A 19,559-nucleotide genomic window follows, 5' to 3' on the forward strand; every position below is an offset into this window, starting at 1 on the left:
ACTTACCCGTCATATTTTAGCCGATGAGGGCAAGTCTCCGCCTGTCGCCTGATGAAACACCGGCCAGCGGGATGATCATCCGCTCAACCGACGGTTTACGCCACCAATCTGCACGCGCAGGATGGGCCATGAGCACAAGCGGCGGCATCCGAGTCGGCATCGGTGGCTGGACCTTCGAGCCCTGGCGGGGGACGTTCTTCCCCGACAAGTGGTCCAAGGCGCGCGAGCTGGATTATGCCGCGAGCAAACTCAGCGCGATCGAGGTAAACTGCACCTATTATGCGAGCCAGAAGCCCGCGACCTTCGCCAAATGGGCGGCCGCGACCCCGGAGGGTTTCCTGTTCAGCCTGAAGGCCTCGCGATTCTGCACCAATCGGCGGGTGCTGGCGGAGGCCGGAGAATCGGTCGAGAGGTTCCTCAGTCAGGGGATCGCAGAACTGGGCGACAAGCTCGGCCCGATCCTGTGGCAGTTCATGCCCACCAAGGCCTTCGACGCCGAGGATTTCGGCGCCTTTCTAAAGCTGCTGCCGGATATGCGCGATGGTTTGCCCCTCAGCCATGTCGTCGACGTGCGGCACGACAGTTTCCGCGATCCGGCGTTCGTCGCACTCTGCCGCGCGGCCGGTGTGTCGATCGCCCATACCCATTCCGAAGACTACCCGATGATCGGCGATGCCAGCGGCCCCGTCTCCTACGCCCGCCTGATGCAGACTCGTGAGGAAGAGACGACAGGCTACCCGGCCGGCGAGATCGCGCGTTGGGTCGATGTCGCCAAGGGCTGGGCGCGGGGCGAGACCGGCGACGCCTTCCCGCTTGCCGCGCCCGACCATCCGGCGCCCCTCATCCCGCGCGACGCCTATCTCTTCTATATCAGCGGCGCGAAGGTCCGTGCCCCACAGGCGGCGATGGCGACAATCGCCCGGCTATAGGGGCGAAATCCTCCCGCCTCCTTTGAGGGCGACGTTGATCGCCCGGCGGGAAGCCGCCACACTGGCCCCGTGACCAGCAGCCCTCGCTTTACCCTGCGCGAACGTCTGTCCGGCGAGGCCGGCCCGGGGCTGGTGCTGATGGCCGCCGCAGGCGTCGCGCTGGTCGTCGCCAATTCGCCGCTCGGGCCGGCCTACCGGCACGCGCTGCATCTCCCTCTCGGCCCGCTCGGCCTGCTCCACTGGATCAATGACGGGCTGATGGCCGTCTTCTTCCTGTTCGTCGGGCTGGAGGTGAAGCGCGAGGTGGTGGCCGGCGATCTCTCGACGCCCGCCGCGCGGCGCCTGCCGGTGATCGCCGCGGTGGCGGGGATGGTGGCGCCGGCGCTGGTCTATCTGGCGGTGACCAAAGGCGATCCCGCGCTGGTCCGGGGCTGGGCGATCCCGTCCGCCACCGATATCGCCTTTGCGATCGGGGTGCTGGCGTTGGTCGGATCGCGGGTGCCGGCGTCGCTCAAATTGTTTCTGACGACGGTTGCGATCGTCGACGATATTGGCGCGGTGGCGATCATCGCGCTCGCTTATACCGGCGGGCTGAAGCCGGTCGCCCTCGCCGCGGCCGCCGTCATCCTCGTCCTGCTGTTCTGGCTCAATCGGCGCGGCGTGCGGGCGCTGTGGCCCTATATGCTGCTGGCGGCTCTGCTGTGGATCGCGGTGCTGCAATCGGGCGTCCACGCGACCGTGGCGGGCGTGCTCGCCGCCCTGTTCGTGCCGCTCGGCGATGGCGATCATGGCCCGCTCGCGCGCCTCGAACATGGCCTGTCGCCCTGGGTGCGCTACGCAATCCTGCCGATCTTCGGATTCGCCAATGCCGGCGTGGCCTTGGGCGAAGCGCCGTTCTGGGCGCCGCTGCCCCTCGCCGTCGCGGCCGGATTGTTCGTGGGCAAGCAGATCGGCGTGTTCGGCGCGATGCGCGGCGCGGTGGCGATGGGATGGGCGGCGCGGCCCGAGGGCGCCTCCTGGGTGCAGCTCTATGGTGTGGCGCTGCTCGCCGGCATCGGCTTCACCATGAGTTTGTTCATCGGCGGCCTCGCCTTCGCCGATCCGCTGCTGGTCGAGGCGGTGAAGGTCGGCGTGCTGGCCGGATCGCTGCTGTCGGCGCTGGCCGGCTTCGCCCTGCTGCGCTGGGGTGCGCGATGACGCCGGGCTGGCCCGATCACCTCTTCGTGCTGATCGTGATGCTCGGCGCCTTCCCGTTCGGCGGCTGGATCGCCTATCGCCGATTCCTCGCGCGGGCCACACGCATCGGTGATCGCGCACTGGTCCAGGAATATCGCAACACCCTGCTGTGGCTGGCCGGCCTCGCCGTGGCGACCTGGCTGGTCTGGTGGATCGGCGGGCGCCCGCTCGCGGCGCTGTTCGCTACGCCGCCGCGGCTGCCGGACGGGCCGGACATCGCCCCGCCGATCGCGTTCGGTGCCGGCATCGGCCTGCTGGCCCGCCCCGTGCTGGCATGGCGGATACCGCGAATCGCCCAGGCCTTCCGCCGGCAGATCGCGCCGATCGCCGCCTTCCTGCCCCGCACGGGCGCACAACTGCGCTGGGGGCTGATCGTGTCGCTGGCGGCGGGGCTGTGCGAGGAGATCGGCTATCGCGGCTATCTGATGCCCTATCTCGGCGCCGCGCTGCCGCTATGGGGCATGATCGCGGGTGGCGCCCTGATCTTCGGCCTCGCCCATATCTATCAAGGCTGGGTGGGCACGCTGATGACGACGCTGATCGGCGCGGCGCTGGCCGGCCTGTATCTGGTCTGCGGATCCTTGTGGTGGCCGATCGCGCTGCACGCGGCGATCGATCTGTCGGCGATGGTCACCGCCTATGTCGTCCTACGGCTGCCCCGGACCAACGCACCCTAGACAGTCGGACGCTTCTCGAAGCCCGCGAAGATCTCGTCCGCCGCCGTCTCGACCAGCACGCCGGCGACGCGCGCGGCCGGCGATCCCAGCCGCGCCTGCGCCACGATCGCGTCGATCATCTCCGGCGCACCGCAGACCGTCGCCTCGACGCTGCCGTCGACGCGGTTGCGCACCCAGCCGGTGATGCCGATCCCGCGGGCCTGCCCGATCAGCCAGTCGCGATAGAAGACGCCCTGGACGCGGCCGGTGATGACAAGGCGGCGGCAGATCATGATGGCGATCTCCCGCCGCCGGTCCGGTCAGAGCTTCTCGGTGAGTTCCGGCACGATCTTGAACAGATCGCCGACGAGGCCGATGTCTGCCACCTGGAAGATCGGGGCGTCCTCGTCCTTGTTGATGGCGATGATGGTCTTGCTGTCCTTCATGCCGGCGAGATGCTGGATCGCACCCGAGATGCCGATCGCGATATAGACCTCAGGCGCCACGATCTTGCCGGTCTGGCCGACCTGATAGTCGTTGGGGACATAGCCCGCATCGACCGCCGCGCGCGACGCGCCGACGCCGGCGCCGAGCTTGTCGGCCAGCGGCTCGATGATCGCATGGAAATTCTCGCCATTCTGGAGCGCACGGCCGCCCGAGACGATGATCTTGGCCGAGGTCAGCTCGGGGCGCTCCGACTGGGAGAGCTCCTGGCCGACGAAGCTCGATCCTTCGCCCTTGGTGGCGGCGGACACCGCCTCGATCGTGCCCGAGCCACCCTCGGTCGCCGCCTTGTCGAAGGCGGTGCCGCGCACCGTGATCACCAGCTTGGCGTCGGACGACTTGACCGTCGCGATCGCGTTGCCGGCATAGATCGGACGGGTGAAGGTCTTCTCGTCGATCACCGACAGGATGTCCGACACCTGCATCACGTCGAGCAGGGCGGCGACGCGCGGCGCGATGTTCTTGCCGGCGGCGGTGGCGGGCGCCACGAACGCATCGTGATGGCCCATCAGCTCGACGACCAAAGGCGCGACCGCCTCGGGCAGCGCATGGGCATAGGCCGCGTCGTCCGCGACATGGACCTTGCCGACACCGGCGATCTTGGCGGCCGCCTCGGCGACGGCGCCAACGCCCTCGCCGGCGACGAGGAGATGGACCTCGCCGAGCTGGCCTGCGGCGGTGACGGCGGACAGCGTAGCGTCCTTGAGGGCGCCGCCCTCATGCTCGACCCAAACCAGCGTCTTCATGCTGCCACTCCCAGAGCCTTGAGCTTCGCCACCAATTCATCGACGTCGGCGACCTTCACGCCGGCCGACCGCTTCGGCGGCTCGGACACGGTGACCGTCTCCAGGCGCGGCGCGGTGTCGACGCCGTAATCGGCCGGGGTCTTGGCCGCGAGCGGCTTGGCCTTGGCCTTCATGATGTTGGGCAGCGAGGCATAGCGCGGCTCGTTGAGACGCAGATCGGTGGTGATGATCGCCGGCAGCGCCAGCTTCACCGTCTCGAGCCCGGCATCGACCTCACGGGTGACGGTCACGCTGTCGCCCTCGACCTCGATCTTGTTGGCGAAGGTGCCCTGCGGACGGTTCAGCAGCGCGGCGAGCATCTGCCCGGTCTGGTTGCTGTCGTCGTCGATCGCCTGCTTGCCGAGGATCACGAGACCCGGCTGCTCCTCGTCCACGATCGCCTTCAGGATCTTGGCGACGGCGAGCGGCTCGACGATGTCGTCGGTCTGGACGAGGATGGCGCGATCGGCGCCCATCGCGAGCGCGGTGCGCAGCGTCTCCTGCGCCTTTTGCGGCCCGACGGACACGGCGACGATCTCGGTCGCCACGCCCTTCTCCTTCAGGCGGATGGCCTCTTCGACGGCGATCTCGTCGAACGGGTTCATCGACATCTTGACGTTGGCCAGGTCGACGCCGGTGCCGTCCATCTTGACGCGCGGCTTCACATTATAATCGATTACCCGCTTCACGGGCACAAGGATCTTCACCTTCGCTCTCCTCTCAGATCAGGGTGGGGTTCCCCATTATGCGGGGAACCCTAGCACCTCATTGACGTGAAGGTAAAGCAACTCTCCTTTAGGAGAGTCGGCCGATCAGGCCGCCTGCTTCACCTCGGCCACGATCTTGCGCGCGGCATCGCCGAGATCGTCAGCCGGCACGATCGCCAGGCCGGAGCCGGCGAGGATTTCCTTGCCCTTCTCGACATTGGTGCCCTCGAGACGAACGACCAGCGGCACCGAGAGGTTCACTTCCTTCGCCGCGGCGATGATGCCCTCGGCGATGATGTCGCACTTCATGATGCCGCCGAAGATGTTGACGAGGATACCCTTCACCGCCGGATCGGCGAGGATGATCTTGAACGCCGCCGTCACCTTCTCGGTGGTGGCGCCGCCGCCGACGTCGAGGAAGTTGGCCGGGAAGGCCCCGTTCAGCTTGATGATGTCCATCGTCGCCATGGCGAGGCCGGCGCCGTTGACCATGCAGCCGATGTCGCCGTCGAGCTTGATGTAGGCGAGGTCGTACTTGGACGCCTCGACCTCGGCCGGATCCTCCTCGGTGAGGTCGCGCAGCTCGAGGATGTCCTTGTGGCGGAACAGCGCGTTCGAATCGAACGACACCTTGGCATCGAGCACGAGCAGCTCGGCCTTGCCCGACGCATCCGGCTTGGTCTCGACCAGCGGGTTCACCTCCAGCATCGCCATGTCGGTGGCGAGGAAGGCGTCATAGAGCTGGCTGGCGAGCTTCTGCGCCTGCTTGGCGAGATCGCCCGACAGGTTGAGCGCGAACGCCACGGCGCGGCCGTGGTGCGGCATGAAGCCTTCGGCCGGATCGATGGTGATCGTCTGGATCTTCTCGGGCGTGTCGTGGGCGACCGCCTCGATGTCCATGCCGCCCTCGGTCGAGACGACCATGGCGATGCGGCCGGTCGCGCGATCGACCAGCATCGAGAGATAATATTCCTTCTCGATGTCGGCGCCGTCGGTGACGTACAGGCGGTTGACCTGCTTGCCCTGCTCGCCGGTCTGGATGGTGACCAGCGTGTTGCCCAGCATCTCGGTCGCGGCGGCCTTCACCTCGTCCAGCGACTTGGTCAGGCGCACGCCGCCCTTGGCGTCGGCCGGCAGTTCCTTGAACTTGCCCTTGCCGCGGCCACCGGCGTGGATCTGCGCCTTCACCACGAACATCGGCCCAGGCAGCTTGCCGGCGGCCGCCACGGCCTCGTCGACGCTGAGGGCGGCATGGCCCGCCGGCACCGCGACGCCAAACTTCGCGAGCAGTTCCTTGGCCTGATATTCATGGATATTCATGGTGCAGCGGCTCCCGTGGATTCGAGGTTTCCGTTAACGGCAGGGATGGGATGCGTAAACCCCGACTCCATGCCGTTTCGGGTGCCCCCTATCACCCCGCGATGGCGCAGCCCAGCCCCACGCGCGTGACGACGCCGACGATATGCGGATCGTTCAATGCGCGCAGACGATCGGCGAGCTCGTCGAAACTCATGCTGCCGGGCTGCTGGCGCGGCAGGCGGGCGGCCTGCGCCAGTTGCTTCAACTCGCCGGCATCGAGCTTGCGGACCAGTTTTCCGGCCATGCAGCCGGCCATCGGCGGCTTCACCCCGGCCGCGATCAGCTTGGCGCGCACCCGCGCCTCGGGCGAGACCATGGAACAGCCGGAGGCCGCGGCCGCCAGCGCGAGGGACAGGATCAGGCGTTTCATGGCGCCGCCCAACAGCATCGCGGCTGAGCGCTTGCTGAACACTCGCCTCGCCGCCATCGCCCGGCTATAGCGGCGGGGTGACTCCCTTGATCGGCATCCCCCTGTTCCTCGCCACCGTCGTCGGCATGGAGGGCTTCGCTTATGCGGCGCACCGCTGGATCATGCACGGGCCGGGCTGGTTCCTGCACGCCAGCCATCACCGGCCCCGCAAGGGGCGGTTCGAGCTCAACGATCTCTATGCGGTGATCTTCGCCGGCCCCTCGATCCTGCTGCTGGCCGGCGGGATGCGCTGGGGCTGGTGGCCGGGCTGCACCTGGATCGGCGCCGGCGTCGCCGCCTATGGCGCGATCTATTTCGGCTTCCACGACGGCATCGTCCACAAGCGCCTGCCGCACCGCTTCGTCCCGCGCAGCCGATACCTGAAGCGGATCGTGCAGGCGCATCTTCTGCACCATGTCGTCGCCACCAAGGCCGGGACGGTGAGCTTCGGCTTCCTCGTGGCGCCGAAGCCCGAGGCGCTGAAGGCGGAGCTGAAGCGCCGGGCCGGTGCGGGGATCAGGGCACCGGGGATGGCGGATTCCGGCCGCCGCTGAACGACGGAAAGCGCCTTCCGACTCGCCCGCCGCTTAGCCGGCCCTGGTCCACAGCCCGTCGCGGGCCGTCACCGGCAGACGATCGCGTCGCGCCGCCTGCCAGGCGGCGGTGACGACCCAGCCGAGCTTGTCGGCCCGCGCGGTCGAGACACGCTGGTCCCATGCGGCGGTGCCACGCGCGGCGACCTCGCGGGCGATGTCGCCATAGATGCCCGCCGCCGCCAGCACCGCCCACGCCGAACGGAAGGGCAGCGCCCGCGCGCCTGTCCGCGCGCTCGCCTCATAATGCGCCGCGCGGTCGGCCAGCCGCTTCGCCAGCATGGCGAGTCGCGGGCGGAAGGGCGGCTTCATATGCTCGCCGGGCGGGATATCGACCTCGACCAGCCACTCGATCGGCAGATAGCAGCGATCGACCCTGTTATCCTCGCCGATATCCCGCGCGATGTTGGCGAGCTGGAAGGCGATGCCGAGATCGCAGGCGCGATCGAGCGTCTCGCGGTCATCCGGCGACACCCCCATCACCACCGCCATCATGCAGCCGACGGTGCCGGCGACATGGTAGCAATAAAGATAGAGATCCTGCTCCGAGCGCGGCCGCCATTCCTGCGCGTCGAGCGCGAAGCCGTCGATCAGATCATGGGCATAGCGGGCCGGCAGCCCGGTCTCGGCGGCGACCACGCCCAGCGCATCGAACGCCGGATCGCCGGTCGCCTCGCCGGCCAGCGCCTTCGCGGTGAGCATCCGCATCCGCGACAGCTTGGCGCTGATATCCTGCACCGCGCCGCCGCCATGGCCGAGCACCTGCCCGTCGGCGATATCGTCGCAGGCGCGGCACCAGGCATAGAGCAGCTGCGCCCGCTCGCGCGTCGGCCGGTCGAACAGGCGCGAGGCGGCGGCGAAGGACTGCGAGCCCCTGGCGATGGTCGCGCGGGCATGGGCGACCAGGGCCGCGCGGTCAGGGGTCACAGATTGGCGGCCTTCATCGCGAAGATCGTGCGGTGCGGCTCATGGGCGGCCATCTTCGCCAGCAGATCGCCAAGATCGTCGCTGGCGATCAGGATGCCGCGATGCTGCGGGCGGACGAAGCCGGTTTCGCCCATCTTGTCCCAGAATTGCAGCAGCCCGTCATAGAAGCCGGCGACGTTGAGCAGCCCGACCGGCTTGGCGTGATAGCCGAGCTGCGCCCAGCTCATCGCCTCCCACAATTCGTCCATCGTGCCGGTGCCGCCGGGGATGGTGACGAAGCCGTCCGCCAGATCGGCGAAGGCCTGCTTCCTCTGGTGCATGGTCTCGACGACATGGAGTTCGGTGCAGCCCTTGTGCGCCACCTCGGCATCGACCAGCGCCGAGGGGATCACCCCGATCACCCCGCCTCCGGCTGCGAGGCAGGCATCGGCGACCGCCCCCATCAGCCCGAGCCGCCCGCCGCCATAGACGAGGCCGATGCCGCGCGCGGCAAAGGTCCGGCCGACGAGGCGGGCGCTGTCGATGTAGCGGGGATCGGCGGGGGTGGCGGAGCCGCAATAGACGGCGAGACGTTGCACGGGGGACTCCTTCAGGATCGACGCAGATCGTCGAGCATCAGCGCGGCAGTGGCCTTGGCCGAGCCGACGACGCCGGGGATGCCCGCGCCCGGATGGGTGCCGGCACCGACGAAATAGAGGTTGGGGATGCGATCGTCGCGGTTGTGGACGCGGAAGAAGGCGGATTGGGTGAGCAGCGGCTCGAGGCTGAAGGCCGAACCCAGATGCGCGTTGAGATCGCGCCCGAAATCGGCGGGCGTATAATGGAAACTGGTCACCAGCCGCTCGCGCAGATTGGGGATCAGCCGCGCATCGAGATGATCGAGGATGCGATCGGCATAGACCGGCCCCACCTCGTCCCAGTCGATCGGCAGCTTGCCCAGATGCGGCACCGGCGCCAGCGCGTAGAAGGTCGAATGGCCCTCGGGCGCCAGCCCCGGATCGGTGACGGTCGGGTGGTGGAGATAGAGCGAGAAATCGCGCGCCAGCACGCCATGCTCGTAGATATCGGTGAGCAGCCCCTTATAGCGTGGGCCGAACAGGATATTGTGATGGGGGATGCCGGAAAAGCTGCCCCGGATCCCGAAATGGACGACGAACAGCGAGGGCGAGAAGCGCTTGCGCTCCAGCGACCGCACCGCCCGTTCGCCCCGCGCCGATCCCTTCAGCAGATCGCGATAGCTGTGCACCACGTCGGCATTGGAGGCGACCGCGTCGAAGCTGCCATGCCAGCCGCTGGCGGTGGTGATGCCGGTGGCATGGTCACCGAGCAGGTCGATCGCGGTCACCGCATCGCCGAGCCGGACGACGCCGCCCAGCCGCTCGAACTGGCCGACCATCGCGCGGATCAGCGCATGGGTGCCGCCCTTGGGGAACCACACGCCACCGTCGCGCTCGAGCTTGTGGATCAGCGCGTAGATCGCGCTGGTCGTCATCGGATTGCCGCCGACCAGCAGCGAGTGGAAGCTGAACGCCTCGCGCAGATGGGGATGCTTGATGTAGGAGGCGACGATCGAGTGGACCGAGCGCCACGCCTGATTCTTGATCAACTCGGGCGACGCCTTGATCATCGAGGCGAAATCGAGAAACGCGACGTGGCCGAGCTTCTCGTAACCCTCGCGATAGACCGCGGTGGCGTAATCGAGGAAGCGGCGATAGCCGGCGACGTCCTCGGGATTGAGCGCCGCGATCTGGCGGGCGAGCGCCGCATCGTCGTTGGAATAATCGAAGGTCGATCCGTCCGGCCAGCTCAGCCGGTAGAAGGGATCGACCGGCAGCAGCTCGATATCCTCGGCCATGTCGCGGCCGGACAGGCGCCAGAGCTCGGCGAGGCAATTGGGGTCGGTGATCACGGTGGGGCCGGCATCGAAGGTGAAGGTGCCGGCCTCGGTGGGGCGCTCCCACGCATAGGCACGGCCGCCCGGCTTGTCGCGCGCCTCGACCAGCACCGTGGCGATGCCCGCCGACTGGAGACGGATGGCGAGCGCCAACCCGCCAAATCCTGCTCCGATCACCGCTGCCGTCTTCATTCTCAAACCCTTAACCGGCGATCGCCTTCAACGCACGCCCGATCGGAACGGGCGGGCGGCCGAAAAGCACCCGCGCTTTATCCCAACCTGTCGATGTGCCTGCGTAAAAGCGCGCCACGAGGGATTCGTCCAGCCGATAGAAATGCCGGAGCACCCGCCAACGCTGCGCGGGCTCGGCGGCGCGGAACAACATGCGGTCGAGCAGGCGGTAGAAACTACGCGCCTGCCAGGCCTGTCTGGCGAAACCGTGCAGGCTGTCATGCAGCGCCGGTGCGGTCAGATCGCGCAGCCCGGCGACGAAGCGCGCCGTGCGGATCGCATCGGGCAGCGAATAGCCGGTGGTCGGGTGGAACAGCCCGGCCCTTACCCCGGCCTTGGCGACATGGGCGCCGCCCGATCGCCAATAGGCCTCGAAATCGCCGCCCATCACCACCGGCAGCACCCCGGCCTCCTCCGCCACGACCGACTCGACCGGCCAGCCGCGCTGTTCGGCATAGGCCGATATCCGCCCGCCGAGCAGGGCATGATCGAGGTCGGGCGTATCGCTGTAATAGGTATCCTCGACGAATATCCGATCGGGGCCGAACGGCAGCAGATAGACGAAACGGAAGCCGTCGAGCTGATCCACCGTGGCGTCCATCACCACCGGCCGGGCCAGCCCGTGCGGCGCGCCCAGCTTCAGTTCGCGGCCGAGGAATTTCTGCCATCCGCACTCCAGCGTCGTCAGATCGCCGGGGCCGCGCGCGTCGATCACCGCCCCCGCCTCGATCCGCCGGCCGTCGGCCAGCACCACCGACCGCGGCCCGACGCCGATCGCCTTGCGCCCGGTCAGCACCCGCTCGGCCGGCAGCGCGGCGCGCACCACCCGGTCGAAGCGGGCAGAGGTGATGCTGTGATAACGCGCATCCAGTCGCCGCCGCAGGCCGGGGAAAAGCGCGTGATAGCCATCCCACCAATGCGCCACGAGCGGCACGATCAAAGCGCGGTCGTCGGGCGCGATATCGCTGTCGAAGAAGGACCAGATATGGTTGCCGCCCAGCGTATCGGCGCTCTCGACGAGCAGGGTCCGCACGTCCGGCCGCGATTTCGCCAGCGCGAGCGCGATCATGCCGCCGGCGAGGCCGCCGCCGACGATGGCGATATCGCATTGGCGGACCCGTGTCATACACCAGCGGTGTAGCGAGGGGCGCCGGCCCCGTCACCCGCCCGCGATCATATACGATTCGCTAGACGTTGGTCGACAATGGCCAGGAACGAAACAGTTTCTGCACCCTGTTCGCGCCAAGAGGGGCGCCGCGGAGTAACGCACCGGCGTGAAGCGGTGCCCCTGTGTCGGTCCGCGCGAGGATGTCGATGTGGACGAAAGAATGAATGCCCTAGCCCAGGCCCTGGCCGATGCGTTCGGCGATCGGGCGCTGGCCGTGGTCGCCCGCCAGTTCGATCAGGCGGACGGGGATATCCAGCTGGTGTGGGGACAGATCATGGAATGGCTGATCCTCTATGGCGAAGAGCAGGGGCGCGGGGCGCCGGCCTGATCCTCGGCGGCTTCGGCAACGGCTATCGCTCGCGCCCTTCGGTGGCCGCGCACATCATCGCATAGACCGCTTCGCTGGGCGGATGATCGACCATGCAGCCGATGCGACCGCTATCACACCACATCACGCGCCCGGCCAGCCGGGGCCAGCCATCGACCTCCAGCCGCACCGGCTGGCCCGCCGGCAATATCAGCGGCGACGCCACGCGGAAGCCGTTGCGCGACAGGTTGATCAGCCGCACCGCGAGCGGCTCGCCCTCCACCACCACCAGCCGCGCCGCCAGATCGGTCGCGAAGCGCGGCTCGGCCTGTCGCACGGGGGATTGGGAGGAGGTATTGTTATCCATGGGAATGCACGGCGATCCTGGCGACAGGGGACGGACAGACGGAATGAGGGCCGTCGGCAAGCTGGGCAGAGGCCCGGCCACTTGCCGCTGCTCGTCTTTTACCGGATCGCGATCAAGATGCTACGGTGTATGCAGGCGCGATGACCGCCCTTTCCGCCATCCTGTTCTCGGCCCTGGCGATGACGCTGATCGTCGGCGTCCGCTACCTGCTCGTCTCCGGCGCCTTCGCCTGGGGCACCGCGCGGCGGCATCCCGGCCTCTATCGGGGCCTGGGGCCGCAGATGCGCCGCGAGATCGGCTGGTCGCTGGCCTCCGCCGCGATCTACGGGGTGCCGGCCGGCATCCTCGCCTGGGGCTGGCGCGCCCATGGCTGGACCCGCGTCACCGCCGATCCCCATGCCCTGCCGCTGTGGTGGTGGCCGGTGTCGGTGCTGCTCTGCCTCGCCGCGCACGACACATGGTTCTACTGGACACACCGCTGGATGCACCGCCCCAAGGCGTTCCGCGCGATGCACGCCGTCCACCATGCCAGCCGGCCGCCGACCGCCTGGGCGGCGATGAGCTTCCACCCGTGGGAGGCGGTCACGGGCGCGGTGGTGATCCCGGTGCTGGTGCTGATCGTACCGATGCACTGGACCGCGCTGGCCGCGGTGCTGACGATCATGACGGTGATGGGCGTCACCAATCATATGGGGTGGGAGATCTTCCCGCGCGCGCTGGTCGAGGGGCCGGCCGGTGGCTGGCTGATCACCGCCAGCCACCACCAGCATCATCATACCAACTACCGCTGCAATTACGGCCTCTATTTCCGCGTCTGGGATCGCCTGTGCGGGACGGACAAGGGCCTTGGGCGCTTCCCGGCCCGCCCCGACTAGGCGATCAGATCAGTTGCAATGCACCTCGCCCCTGTCGACCGAGCGGCCGAGCAGCGCGCCGCCGCCGGCGCCGAGCAGGGTGCCGAGCGCACCGCCGCCGCCAAGGATCGCACCGAGCACGCCACCGCCGATCGCACCGACCACGGTGCCGGTGGTGCCGTCCGAACGGCGGCAATAATAGCGGCCGTCATGGCCGCGATAGACCCGGTCGTCGCGGGTCAGCGCGCGATCATGGCCGCGCTCGTCGCGATAGTCGCGGCTCGGATCATAGCCGGGCGGCGGCGGCGGCGCATCGCGATCCCAATAGCCGCCGCGATTGTCGTAACCACCCGGCGGCGGCGGCGGCGCACGATCGTGATCATAATAGCCGCCCGGCGGCGGCGGGGGCGGCGGCGGCGGCGGGCCATAGCCGCGCGGGCCGTCATCATAGCAGCCGGCCAGCGGCAGCAGCATCGCGCAGGCCATCACGGCGGCGATCGGGCGTTTCATGGGCATGCTCTTCTCCCCTCGGAACCGCACGGATCGCGCGGCCATGGCGACACAACGCCACATCCCGGCTTTCTCTCCGCTGAAAGCGTCGTTTCGGCCGCGTTCAGGAAGCGCGCGCCGGGCCCTCATGTCGGCCTAGACCCGCCCGCCGACATCGCCTAAGCCTCGTCCATTCCCCGGGGGGCCGCTCATGCGCGGCTGAGAGGTGGGCAGCAAGCCCACGACCCGCTGAACCTGATCCGGTTGATACCGGCGTAGGGAGGGACGGCGGCGCGCCCGTATTCCCTCCATAGGAAGTGGAGACGAGACGATGGCCGACGTACCTGCACGCACCGAACTGCCCCAGCCCGAGATGCCCCAGCCCGAGATGAAGGTCACGACGGGACCGATTCGTGGTTCCCGCAAGATTCATGTCGAGGGATCGGCCGGGGTCCGCGTCGCGATGCGCGAGATCCTGTTGGAACCCTCCGCCAACGAAGCGCCGGTGCGCGTCTACGACCCGTCCGGACCTTACACGGACGGCGATGCCCGGATCGACATCCTGGCCGGCCTGCCCGAGCTGCGCCGCGACTGGATCCGCGGGCGCGGCGATGTCGAGGAGGTCGCCCAGCGCGAAGTCCGCCCCGAAGATAATGGTTTGCGCCCGGGGGGCCAGCTCGGCCCCGATCGCTCCGGCGGCGTCCCCGCCTTCCCGCAGGTGCGCGGCCGGGTGCTGCGCGCCAAGCCCGGCGCGAACGTCAGCCAGATGCACTATGCCCGCCGTGGCATCGTCACCCCCGAGATGGAATATGTCGCGATCCGCGAAAATGTCGGCCGCGAGGCGCTTCGGGAGAAACTCGTCCGCGACGGGCAGGATTTCGGCGCGTCGATTCCCGATTTCGTCACCCCCGAATTCGTCCGCGACGAGGTGGCGCGCGGCCGCGCGATCATCCCCAGCAACATCAACCACCCGGAAAGCGAGCCGATGGCGATCGGGCGCAACTTCCTGGTCAAGATCAACGCCAATATCGGCAACAGCGCGGTCGCCTCGGACGTCGCCGCCGAGGTCGACAAGATGGTGTGGTCGATCCGTTGGGGCGCCGACACGGTGATGGACCTCTCGACCGGCCGCAACATTCACGACACCCGCGAATGGATCCTCCGCAACGCGCCCGTCCCGATCGGCACCGTGCCGATCTATCAGGCGCTGGAGAAGGTCGGCGGCATCGCCGAGGATCTGACCTGGGAGATCTTCCGCGACACGCTGATCGAGCAGGCCGAGCAGGGCGTCGATTACTTCACCATCCACGCCGGCGTCCGCCTGCCCTACATCCCGCTGACCGCGAAGCGCGTCACCGGCATCGTCAGCCGCGGCGGCTCGATCATGGCGAAATGGTGCCTCGCCCACCACAAGGAGAGCTTCCTCTACGAGCGCTTCGACGAGATCACCGAGATCATGAAGGCCTATGACGTCGCCTATTCGCTCGGCGACGGGCTGCGCCCCGGCTCGATCGCCGACGCCAATGACGAGGCGCAGTTCGCCGAACTGGCGACGCTGGGCGAATTGACGAAGAGGGCTTGGGCGCAGGACGTGCAGGTGATGATCGAAGGCCCCGGCCATGTGCCGATGCACAAGATCAAGGCGAACATGGACAAGCAGCTGGAGTCGTGCGGCGAAGCCCCCTTCTACACGCTCGGGCCGCTCACCACCGACATCGCGCCGGGCTATGACCACATCACCTCGGGCATCGGCGCGGCGATGATCGGCTGGTTCGGCTGCGCGATGCTCTGCTACGTCACGCCCAAGGAGCATCTTGGGCTCCCCGATCGCGACGACGTCAAGGTCGGCGTCGTCACCTACAAGCTCGCCGCCCACGCCGCCGATCTCGCCAAGGGCCACCCGGCGGCGCAGCTGCGCGACGACGCGCTCAGCCGCGCCCGCTTCGACTTCCGCTGGCGCGACCAGTTCAACCTCTCGCTCGACCCGGATACCGCCGAGCAATATCACGACCAGACGCTGCCGGCCGAAGGGGCGAAGACGGCGCATTTCTGCTCGATGTGCGGCCCGAAATTCTGCTCGATGAAGATCTCGCAGGAGGTGCGGGAGTTCGCCGCGAAGCAGAACAGCGATGCCGGCGATTTTCTCGCTGCGACGCCGGTGGGTGAGGCGGAAGCGGAAGCCGGGATGCGCGAGATGAGCCGCGTGTTCAAGGAAACCGGAAGCGAGCTGTATATGGGCGCTGGTGGCCGGGAGCATGATTGAGGGGGATTTAGCTGCCGGCGGAGTGAGAGCTATCCGCTAGCCGGCAGATACATCGAAATAGGTGAATCTACTGCGTCTGGATTTTCCAACACGCTTCTCACTTGAGCTGCTAGTTGAGATTTGTAAGCCTCAAGTTGAGGAACCATCTTATAGATACTGGATGTATCAACCGAGATCGTTCTCACCTGATTTACATCAAAAGGTATTTTATCTAATGTTCGCATTAACTGGACAACAGGTTTTCTCAGCATGTGCCTGATAGCAAGCTCATAAAACACATTAGGGTTATGATATGAAAGATCAGCTATTACTAATCTAGATTTAAAAAGATATTCTATTACTTGTTTGGTTATTACTCCGGGCCGATCAATCTGATCGGCGCGGATCACTTTGAGTTGTAAGCTTTCAAGTGCTGGCTCAACAATCGAGCCGAGAAATAAATCAGAATGCTCCCGTTGCTCTGAGCCAACATCGCCAATTGGGGTGATATAGAAAGCAATTCCTTCGAAATGCGCATCACCTGACGTTATGAGCTGCCCAGAAGAAACTGGAATCATTGACGGTTCGGATTGAAATCCGAGTGAAGATGGGAGGTCGTCGAGAAGGTGATCGATAGTTATGATTCGGTCGGCGCCAGAAAGTGTTTGAAGAAGACCGACAAACCGCAAATTGACGATGAATGTATCAACAGCCTCTTCGGCAGCATCTGCACTTACGCCAAATTCCTTGACTGCATCAATGAGAGCGCCCTTCGCGGGAAGGCGCAGTGTTTGGAACCTCTGAAACAGACCGGAAAAGGGCTCAATATCCAAAATGGCCAGTTGAACACGCGCACGGGCTCTCTCGCGTGGCTGGATCTGCTCGTCGGAAGCCTTTTTCCCTTCAGGGGTGAGTTCAAGGATGTCAGCTTGATAGCCGCCTTTAATCAAATTGTATTTGTTTGCATTCGTAATGATTTGTCGACTGAGCCCGCTTTCAGGCGACTTTCCTAAATGATTGAATAGTGTGACACGGCGCACAGATGCGCCGCTGCCATAATCCAGGACAGCCTTCGCGAATGACAAAGCTTCTTCGAATGGCGACGCTGGGAAATTGCGTACAACGCGGCTCCGCTTTTGCGGCACCTTTTGAGGAGAGCTTTTAGTCGCGACAGGCTTTGCCTTCGCCGAGCGCGGTTTCTTTTCCTTAACCGTGCCGGACGAATCGCCTTCCACCATTCTTCAACTCTCCACTTTGGCTTAGAAGATACTGCCGGGACAAAGGGTGAACTGTCAATAATGATACCGACAAGCTGCCACTTCCAACGCCTGCCTGTCACCCTTCCCGGCAACCCGATACACCAGCCGATGTTCTGAATTGATCCGGCGGGACCACCAGCCCGACAGATTGCCACCGAGCGGCTCGGGCTTGCCGGTGCCCCGGAAGGGATCGCGCTGACATTCCTTGAGCAGCGCGTTCAGCCGGGCAAGCACTTTGGCGTCCTCGGCCTGCCAATAGAGATAGTGATCCCACGCGACCGATGAGAATGTGATCTTCACGGCTCGATCAGCTCATGCTCCTCGCCCTTGCCGGCGTCGAGTTCGGCGATCCCGCGCAGCAGCATCTCGGCATTCTTCGGAGAGCGCAGCAAGTACAGCGTCTCCTGAATCGAATCCCATTCGCTCTGCGAGATCATCACCACGCCCTCTGCCTTCTGGCGCGTAATCGAGATCGGCGCGCGATCCGCCACGGCACGATCCATCACCGCCTTCAGATTGGCGCGGGCGTCGGAGAAGCTGAGGGCGGTCATGCGGAATTCTGTACAATATTCTGTACAGATTTTCAACCTACCGGTGAATCTCCGGCAGCGACCAGTCCACCGGGGTTTCGCCATGCGCCTCCAGGAAGGCGTTGGCCTGCGAGAAAGGCCGGCTCCCGAAAAAGCCGTTGTGCGCCGAGAGCGGCGAGGGGTGCGCCGCCTTCAGCACCAGATGGCGGCCGCCCTGCGCGACGCTCTGCACGAACGCCGCCTTTTTCTGCGCGTAGCTGCCCCACAGCAGGAAGACGACCGGCGTCTCCTTCGCCGCGACCAGCCGGATCACCGCGTCGGTGAAGCTCTCCCAGCCGCGGCCCTTGTGGCTGGCGGCGAGACCGCTCTCCACGGTCAGCACCGAGTTCAGCAGCAGCACGCCCTGCTTCGCCCAATGTTCGAGGAAGCCGTGGCCGGGCCGGGCGAGGCCAAGGTCGCTGTGCAGCTCCTTGTAGATGTTGACGAGGCTCGGCGGCGGGCGGACGCCGGGCTGGACCGAGAAGCACAGGCCATGCGCCTGGCCCTCGCCATGATAGGGATCCTGGCCGAGGATCACGACCCGCACCGCGTCGAGCGGGGTCAGGTCGAGCGCGCGGAACCACTCGTTGCCCTTGGGGAAGATGCGCTTGCCGGCCGCCTTCTCGGCGACGAGGAACTGGCGCAGCGCCGCCATATAGGGGCTGGCGAATTCCTCGGCGAGCGGCTCGCGCCAGCTTGCGTGCAGCTTCACGGGTTGCGCGTCGGCCATGGCCACCTCCAGCCACGGCCTCTGCGCGAGCGGCCCGGACTCGTCAACGCCCGCCGATCTGTTAGGCTGGCGCCACCTCGTTTTCAGGAGAATCGCGATGGGTTTGCTCGACGGACTGCTCGGCCAGGTGACCGGCCATGTGGACATCCAGAATCTCGCGGCCAAGGTCGGCCTGTCGCCCGATCAGGTCGAGCAGGCGGTACATGCGCTGGGCGTCGCCCATCCGCAGCCCGGCGACACGGTGGAAACCGCCGCCGCGCAGACCGGCCTCTCGCCGGACGTGTTGCAGCAGATCGTCGGCCATATCGGCGGCGAGGGCAGCCTGGCCGAATTCTCCAACCTGCTCCACAGCGACCAGGGTAGCGACATCCTGGGCAAGCTCGGCGGCTTCGCCTCGGGGCTGTTCGGCAAGAGCTGAGCCCGGCGGCGCGCCGTCAGAAGATGCCGTGACCGATCATCAGGCGGGCCAGTCCGACCAGGATCACCACCAGGTTGAGATTGCGCCCGCCGTTGCGGCTGGACAGTAAGCCGATCGCCAGCCCGACCACCGCGACCGGGATGATGAACCAATACATCCAGCCGAACAGCGGGACGAAGGCGATCAGCGCCGGCACCAGCGCGGCCAGGCCGATGAGGATCGAGAGAAGATTGAACATCCGCGGAACTATCGCCCAGCGCGGAGTTTCTGCCAAGCAGTCTGCCGGGCATGGCGGATTAAGCCTTGACATGTAGGAACAGATAGAGAACAACGGCGCAGATTGGTCGCGAGGTCCGCCCCGATGAGCGCATGTCCCGATTCCCGCCTCTATCTATTCGCCCGCCTGCCCGATGCGGTGAGCGAGCATCTGGATGTCTCCAACGATATCGCGCCGGTGCTGCCCGGGCTGGATCTGGTATCGATCGCGCGGCGCCACATCACCCTCGCGCAGCTCGACGTCGCCGGCGTGCCGGAGGATTTCATCGTCGCGCTGGTCGGCTGGATCATGGCGACGATGCCGCCCTTCGCCTTCCGCGTGGTGTTCGATCAGCTGGTAACGAGCGCGCGCAGCACCCTGCTCAAGGCGAGTCGGCCGTTGCTCGGCGCACGGGGATGCCAGGATTATGTCGTCGAGACGGCGCGCCACTACGGCCTCGATCTCGCCCGGCAGGCGGCGCCCTCGCCGCATGTGACATTGGGGTACAGCTATGGCGGCCCGCGCGGCGTGCGCCCGATCGACGGGATTAGCTGGCTGGTCGACGAACTGGTGCTGGTGCGCAGCTGGCACGGGCGCACCCTGCACGAGGAACTCGGCCGCTGGACGTTGCCGCCGCGCCAGCGCGACAGCGCCTGACCAGGCCGGCCGT

At 66.6% G+C, this 19,559-nt stretch carries 25 protein-coding genes and 1 riboswitch; of the genes, 9 read left to right on the forward strand and 16 right to left on the reverse strand.

Annotation, left to right across the window (positions count from 1 at the left end):
* The first annotated feature begins 128 nt into the window (after nucleotides 1-128).
* From PBT88_RS20295 to PBT88_RS20305, 3 genes are all read left to right on the forward strand, one after another.
* Nucleotides 129-929, forward strand: a complete 801-nt coding sequence (locus tag PBT88_RS20295) for a DUF72 domain-containing protein (RefSeq protein WP_270077085.1) — start codon at nucleotides 129-131, stop codon at nucleotides 927-929.
* A gap of 69 nt (nucleotides 930-998) precedes the next feature.
* Nucleotides 999-2,126 carry a Na+/H+ antiporter NhaA gene (nhaA, locus tag PBT88_RS20300; RefSeq protein WP_407696483.1) on the forward strand — a complete coding sequence of 376 codons (1,128 nt, stop codon included), beginning with the start codon at nucleotides 999-1,001 and terminating at the stop codon, nucleotides 2,124-2,126.
* Nucleotides 2,123-2,842, forward strand: a complete 720-nt coding sequence (locus PBT88_RS20305; RefSeq protein ID WP_270077086.1) for a CPBP family intramembrane glutamic endopeptidase — start codon at nucleotides 2,123-2,125, stop codon at nucleotides 2,840-2,842. The genes nhaA and PBT88_RS20305 overlap by 4 nt, the downstream gene beginning before the upstream one ends.
* Here the strand turns inward: PBT88_RS20305 and PBT88_RS20310 are convergent.
* The 5 genes from PBT88_RS20310 to PBT88_RS20330 all read right to left on the reverse strand — a co-directional run bounded on the left by PBT88_RS20310 (nucleotide 2,839) and on the right by PBT88_RS20330 (nucleotide 6,564).
* The gene (locus PBT88_RS20310; RefSeq protein ID WP_270077087.1) at nucleotides 2,839-3,114 is read right to left on the reverse strand and encodes an acylphosphatase; all 276 of its coding nucleotides are present in this window, start codon (nucleotides 3,112-3,114) and stop codon (nucleotides 2,839-2,841) included. The two genes, PBT88_RS20305 and PBT88_RS20310, sit on opposite strands and share 4 nt — an antisense overlap.
* Before the next feature lie 27 nt (nucleotides 3,115-3,141).
* Nucleotides 3,142-4,071, reverse strand: a complete 930-nt coding sequence (locus tag PBT88_RS20315) for an electron transfer flavoprotein subunit alpha/FixB family protein (protein WP_270077088.1) — start codon at nucleotides 4,069-4,071, stop codon at nucleotides 3,142-3,144.
* Nucleotides 4,068-4,817, reverse strand: coding sequence for an electron transfer flavoprotein subunit beta/FixA family protein (locus tag PBT88_RS20320; RefSeq protein WP_270077089.1), 750 nt, complete (start codon nucleotides 4,815-4,817; stop codon nucleotides 4,068-4,070). Before PBT88_RS20320 ends, PBT88_RS20315 begins: the two co-directional genes overlap by 4 nt.
* A 105-nt stretch (nucleotides 4,818-4,922) precedes the next feature.
* On the reverse strand, nucleotides 4,923-6,137 hold the full coding sequence (sucC, locus tag PBT88_RS20325; protein WP_270077090.1) for an ADP-forming succinate--CoA ligase subunit beta: 1,215 nt from the start codon (nucleotides 6,135-6,137) through the stop codon (nucleotides 4,923-4,925).
* Nucleotides 6,138-6,228: 91 nt separating this feature from the next.
* Nucleotides 6,229-6,564 carry a hypothetical protein gene (locus tag PBT88_RS20330; RefSeq protein WP_270077091.1) on the reverse strand — a complete coding sequence of 112 codons (336 nt, stop codon included), beginning with the start codon at nucleotides 6,562-6,564 and terminating at the stop codon, nucleotides 6,229-6,231.
* Nucleotides 6,565-6,671: 107 nt separating this feature from the next.
* Here PBT88_RS20330 and PBT88_RS20335 point away from each other — a divergent pair, with 107 nt between their 5' ends.
* Nucleotides 6,672-7,139 carry a sterol desaturase family protein gene (locus PBT88_RS20335; RefSeq protein ID WP_407696573.1) on the forward strand — a complete coding sequence of 156 codons (468 nt, stop codon included), beginning with the start codon at nucleotides 6,672-6,674 and terminating at the stop codon, nucleotides 7,137-7,139.
* A gap of 33 nt (nucleotides 7,140-7,172) precedes the next feature.
* Here the strand turns inward: PBT88_RS20335 and PBT88_RS20340 are convergent, their stop codons facing one another.
* The 4 genes from PBT88_RS20340 to crtY are packed head-to-tail and all read right to left on the reverse strand — an operon-like array spanning nucleotide 7,173 to nucleotide 11,356.
* Entirely contained in the window at nucleotides 7,173-8,084 is a 912-nt protein-coding gene (locus PBT88_RS20340) for a phytoene/squalene synthase family protein (protein ID WP_407696574.1), read from the reverse strand.
* A 17-nt stretch (nucleotides 8,085-8,101) separates the two neighbouring features.
* Nucleotides 8,102-8,683, reverse strand: coding sequence for an LOG family protein (locus PBT88_RS20345; protein ID WP_270077094.1), 582 nt, complete (start codon nucleotides 8,681-8,683; stop codon nucleotides 8,102-8,104).
* A gap of 11 nt (nucleotides 8,684-8,694) precedes the next feature.
* Nucleotides 8,695-10,191, reverse strand: coding sequence for a phytoene desaturase (locus PBT88_RS20350; RefSeq protein ID WP_270077095.1), 1,497 nt, complete (start codon nucleotides 10,189-10,191; stop codon nucleotides 8,695-8,697).
* 10 nt (nucleotides 10,192-10,201) lie between these two features.
* Nucleotides 10,202-11,356 (reverse strand): lycopene beta-cyclase CrtY, encoded by a 1,155-nt coding sequence (crtY, locus tag PBT88_RS20355; RefSeq protein ID WP_270077096.1) that lies wholly within the window; start codon nucleotides 11,354-11,356, stop codon nucleotides 10,202-10,204.
* A gap of 190 nt (nucleotides 11,357-11,546) precedes the next feature.
* On the opposite strand from crtY, the gene PBT88_RS20360 reads away from it, so the two are divergent.
* On the forward strand, nucleotides 11,547-11,726 hold the full coding sequence (locus tag PBT88_RS20360) for a hypothetical protein (protein WP_270077097.1): 180 nt from the start codon (nucleotides 11,547-11,549) through the stop codon (nucleotides 11,724-11,726).
* A 22-nt stretch (nucleotides 11,727-11,748) separates the two neighbouring features.
* On the opposite strand, the gene PBT88_RS20365 is transcribed toward PBT88_RS20360, so the two are convergent.
* Nucleotides 11,749-12,072, reverse strand: coding sequence for a PilZ domain-containing protein (locus tag PBT88_RS20365; protein WP_270077098.1), 324 nt, complete (start codon nucleotides 12,070-12,072; stop codon nucleotides 11,749-11,751).
* Between the two features lie 140 nt (nucleotides 12,073-12,212).
* Between PBT88_RS20365 and PBT88_RS20370 the strand changes: the two genes are divergently transcribed.
* Nucleotides 12,213-12,947 (forward strand): sterol desaturase family protein, encoded by a 735-nt coding sequence (locus tag PBT88_RS20370; RefSeq protein WP_270077099.1) that lies wholly within the window; start codon nucleotides 12,213-12,215, stop codon nucleotides 12,945-12,947.
* 9 nt (nucleotides 12,948-12,956) lie between these two features.
* Here PBT88_RS20370 and PBT88_RS20375 read toward each other — a convergent pair whose 3' ends face one another.
* Nucleotides 12,957-13,436 carry a hypothetical protein gene (locus PBT88_RS20375; RefSeq protein ID WP_270079333.1) on the reverse strand — a complete coding sequence of 160 codons (480 nt, stop codon included), beginning with the start codon at nucleotides 13,434-13,436 and terminating at the stop codon, nucleotides 12,957-12,959.
* 167 nt (nucleotides 13,437-13,603) lie between these two features.
* Nucleotides 13,604-13,714, forward strand: a riboswitch (TPP riboswitch).
* A gap of 32 nt (nucleotides 13,715-13,746) precedes the next feature.
* Here PBT88_RS20375 and thiC point away from each other — a divergent pair.
* On the forward strand, nucleotides 13,747-15,678 hold the full coding sequence (thiC, locus tag PBT88_RS20380) for a phosphomethylpyrimidine synthase ThiC (RefSeq protein ID WP_270077100.1): 1,932 nt from the start codon (nucleotides 13,747-13,749) through the stop codon (nucleotides 15,676-15,678).
* A gap of 29 nt (nucleotides 15,679-15,707) precedes the next feature.
* Here the strand turns inward: thiC and PBT88_RS20385 are convergent, their stop codons facing one another.
* Genes PBT88_RS20385 through ung form a run of 4 tightly spaced genes read right to left on the reverse strand, consistent with a single transcriptional unit; the run spans nucleotide 15,708 to nucleotide 18,215 of the window.
* Entirely contained in the window at nucleotides 15,708-16,895 is a 1,188-nt protein-coding gene (locus tag PBT88_RS20385; protein ID WP_270077101.1) for a hypothetical protein, read from the reverse strand.
* Nucleotides 16,896-16,949: 54 nt separating this feature from the next.
* A complete protein-coding gene (locus PBT88_RS20390; RefSeq protein WP_270077102.1) occupies nucleotides 16,950-17,216 on the reverse strand; it encodes a Txe/YoeB family addiction module toxin in 267 nt (88 codons plus the stop codon).
* Nucleotides 17,213-17,467, reverse strand: a complete 255-nt coding sequence (locus PBT88_RS20395; RefSeq protein WP_270077103.1) for a type II toxin-antitoxin system Phd/YefM family antitoxin — start codon at nucleotides 17,465-17,467, stop codon at nucleotides 17,213-17,215. Before PBT88_RS20395 ends, PBT88_RS20390 begins: the two co-directional genes overlap by 4 nt.
* A gap of 37 nt (nucleotides 17,468-17,504) precedes the next feature.
* On the reverse strand, nucleotides 17,505-18,215 hold the full coding sequence (gene ung, locus PBT88_RS20400; protein ID WP_270077104.1) for a uracil-DNA glycosylase: 711 nt from the start codon (nucleotides 18,213-18,215) through the stop codon (nucleotides 17,505-17,507).
* 97 nt (nucleotides 18,216-18,312) lie between these two features.
* Between ung and PBT88_RS20405 the strand changes: the two genes are divergently transcribed.
* On the forward strand, nucleotides 18,313-18,633 hold the full coding sequence (locus PBT88_RS20405) for a hypothetical protein (protein ID WP_270077105.1): 321 nt from the start codon (nucleotides 18,313-18,315) through the stop codon (nucleotides 18,631-18,633).
* 16 nt (nucleotides 18,634-18,649) lie between these two features.
* On the opposite strand, the gene PBT88_RS20410 is transcribed toward PBT88_RS20405, so the two are convergent.
* Complete coding sequence (locus PBT88_RS20410) at nucleotides 18,650-18,871, reverse strand: hypothetical protein (RefSeq protein ID WP_270077106.1); 222 nt, start codon at nucleotides 18,869-18,871, stop codon at nucleotides 18,650-18,652.
* Between the two features lie 123 nt (nucleotides 18,872-18,994).
* Between PBT88_RS20410 and PBT88_RS20415 the strand changes: the two genes are divergently transcribed.
* Nucleotides 18,995-19,546 carry a 2'-5' RNA ligase family protein gene (locus PBT88_RS20415; RefSeq protein WP_270077107.1) on the forward strand — a complete coding sequence of 184 codons (552 nt, stop codon included), beginning with the start codon at nucleotides 18,995-18,997 and terminating at the stop codon, nucleotides 19,544-19,546.
* The last annotated feature ends 13 nt before the right edge of the window (nucleotides 19,547-19,559 follow it).

It is taken from the genome of Sphingomonas abietis (assembly GCF_027625475.1).
In the GTDB taxonomy this organism is placed as follows: domain Bacteria; phylum Pseudomonadota; class Alphaproteobacteria; order Sphingomonadales; family Sphingomonadaceae; genus Solisphingomonas; species Solisphingomonas abietis.

Bases quoted from the DNA above. Each gene is read 5' to 3' on its own strand.
- sucC (WP_270077090.1), bottom strand. From the start codon at position 6,137: ATGAATATCCATGAATATCAGGCCAAGGAACTGCTCGCGAAGTTTGGC.
- PBT88_RS20410 (WP_270077106.1), bottom strand. From the start codon at position 18,871: ATGTTCAATCTTCTCTCGATCCTCATCGGCCTGGCCGCGCTGGTGCCG.
- PBT88_RS20305 (WP_270077086.1), top strand. From the start codon at position 2,123: ATGACGCCGGGCTGGCCCGATCACCTCTTCGTGCTGATCGTGATGCTC.
- thiC (WP_270077100.1), top strand. From the start codon at position 13,747: ATGGCCGACGTACCTGCACGCACCGAACTGCCCCAGCCCGAGATGCCC.
- crtY (WP_270077096.1), bottom strand. From the start codon at position 11,356: ATGACACGGGTCCGCCAATGCGATATCGCCATCGTCGGCGGCGGCCTC.
- PBT88_RS20370 (WP_270077099.1), top strand. From the start codon at position 12,213: ATGACCGCCCTTTCCGCCATCCTGTTCTCGGCCCTGGCGATGACGCTG.
- PBT88_RS20385 (WP_270077101.1), bottom strand. From the start codon at position 16,895: ATGGTGGAAGGCGATTCGTCCGGCACGGTTAAGGAAAAGAAACCGCGC.
- PBT88_RS20375 (WP_270079333.1), bottom strand. From the start codon at position 13,436: ATGAAACGCCCGATCGCCGCCGTGATGGCCTGCGCGATGCTGCTGCCG.
- ung (WP_270077104.1), bottom strand. From the start codon at position 18,215: ATGGCCGACGCGCAACCCGTGAAGCTGCACGCAAGCTGGCGCGAGCCG.
- PBT88_RS20330 (WP_270077091.1), bottom strand. From the start codon at position 6,564: ATGCTGTTGGGCGGCGCCATGAAACGCCTGATCCTGTCCCTCGCGCTG.
- PBT88_RS20315 (WP_270077088.1), bottom strand. From the start codon at position 4,071: ATGAAGACGCTGGTTTGGGTCGAGCATGAGGGCGGCGCCCTCAAGGAC.
- PBT88_RS20405 (WP_270077105.1), top strand. From the start codon at position 18,313: ATGGGTTTGCTCGACGGACTGCTCGGCCAGGTGACCGGCCATGTGGAC.
- PBT88_RS20295 (WP_270077085.1), top strand. From the start codon at position 129: ATGAGCACAAGCGGCGGCATCCGAGTCGGCATCGGTGGCTGGACCTTC.
- PBT88_RS20350 (WP_270077095.1), bottom strand. From the start codon at position 10,191: ATGAAGACGGCAGCGGTGATCGGAGCAGGATTTGGCGGGTTGGCGCTC.
- PBT88_RS20395 (WP_270077103.1), bottom strand. From the start codon at position 17,467: ATGACCGCCCTCAGCTTCTCCGACGCCCGCGCCAATCTGAAGGCGGTG.
- PBT88_RS20415 (WP_270077107.1), top strand. From the start codon at position 18,995: ATGAGCGCATGTCCCGATTCCCGCCTCTATCTATTCGCCCGCCTGCCC.
- PBT88_RS20310 (WP_270077087.1), bottom strand. From the start codon at position 3,114: ATGATCTGCCGCCGCCTTGTCATCACCGGCCGCGTCCAGGGCGTCTTC.
- PBT88_RS20365 (WP_270077098.1), bottom strand. From the start codon at position 12,072: ATGGATAACAATACCTCCTCCCAATCCCCCGTGCGACAGGCCGAGCCG.
- PBT88_RS20335 (WP_407696573.1), top strand. From the start codon at position 6,672: ATGGAGGGCTTCGCTTATGCGGCGCACCGCTGGATCATGCACGGGCCG.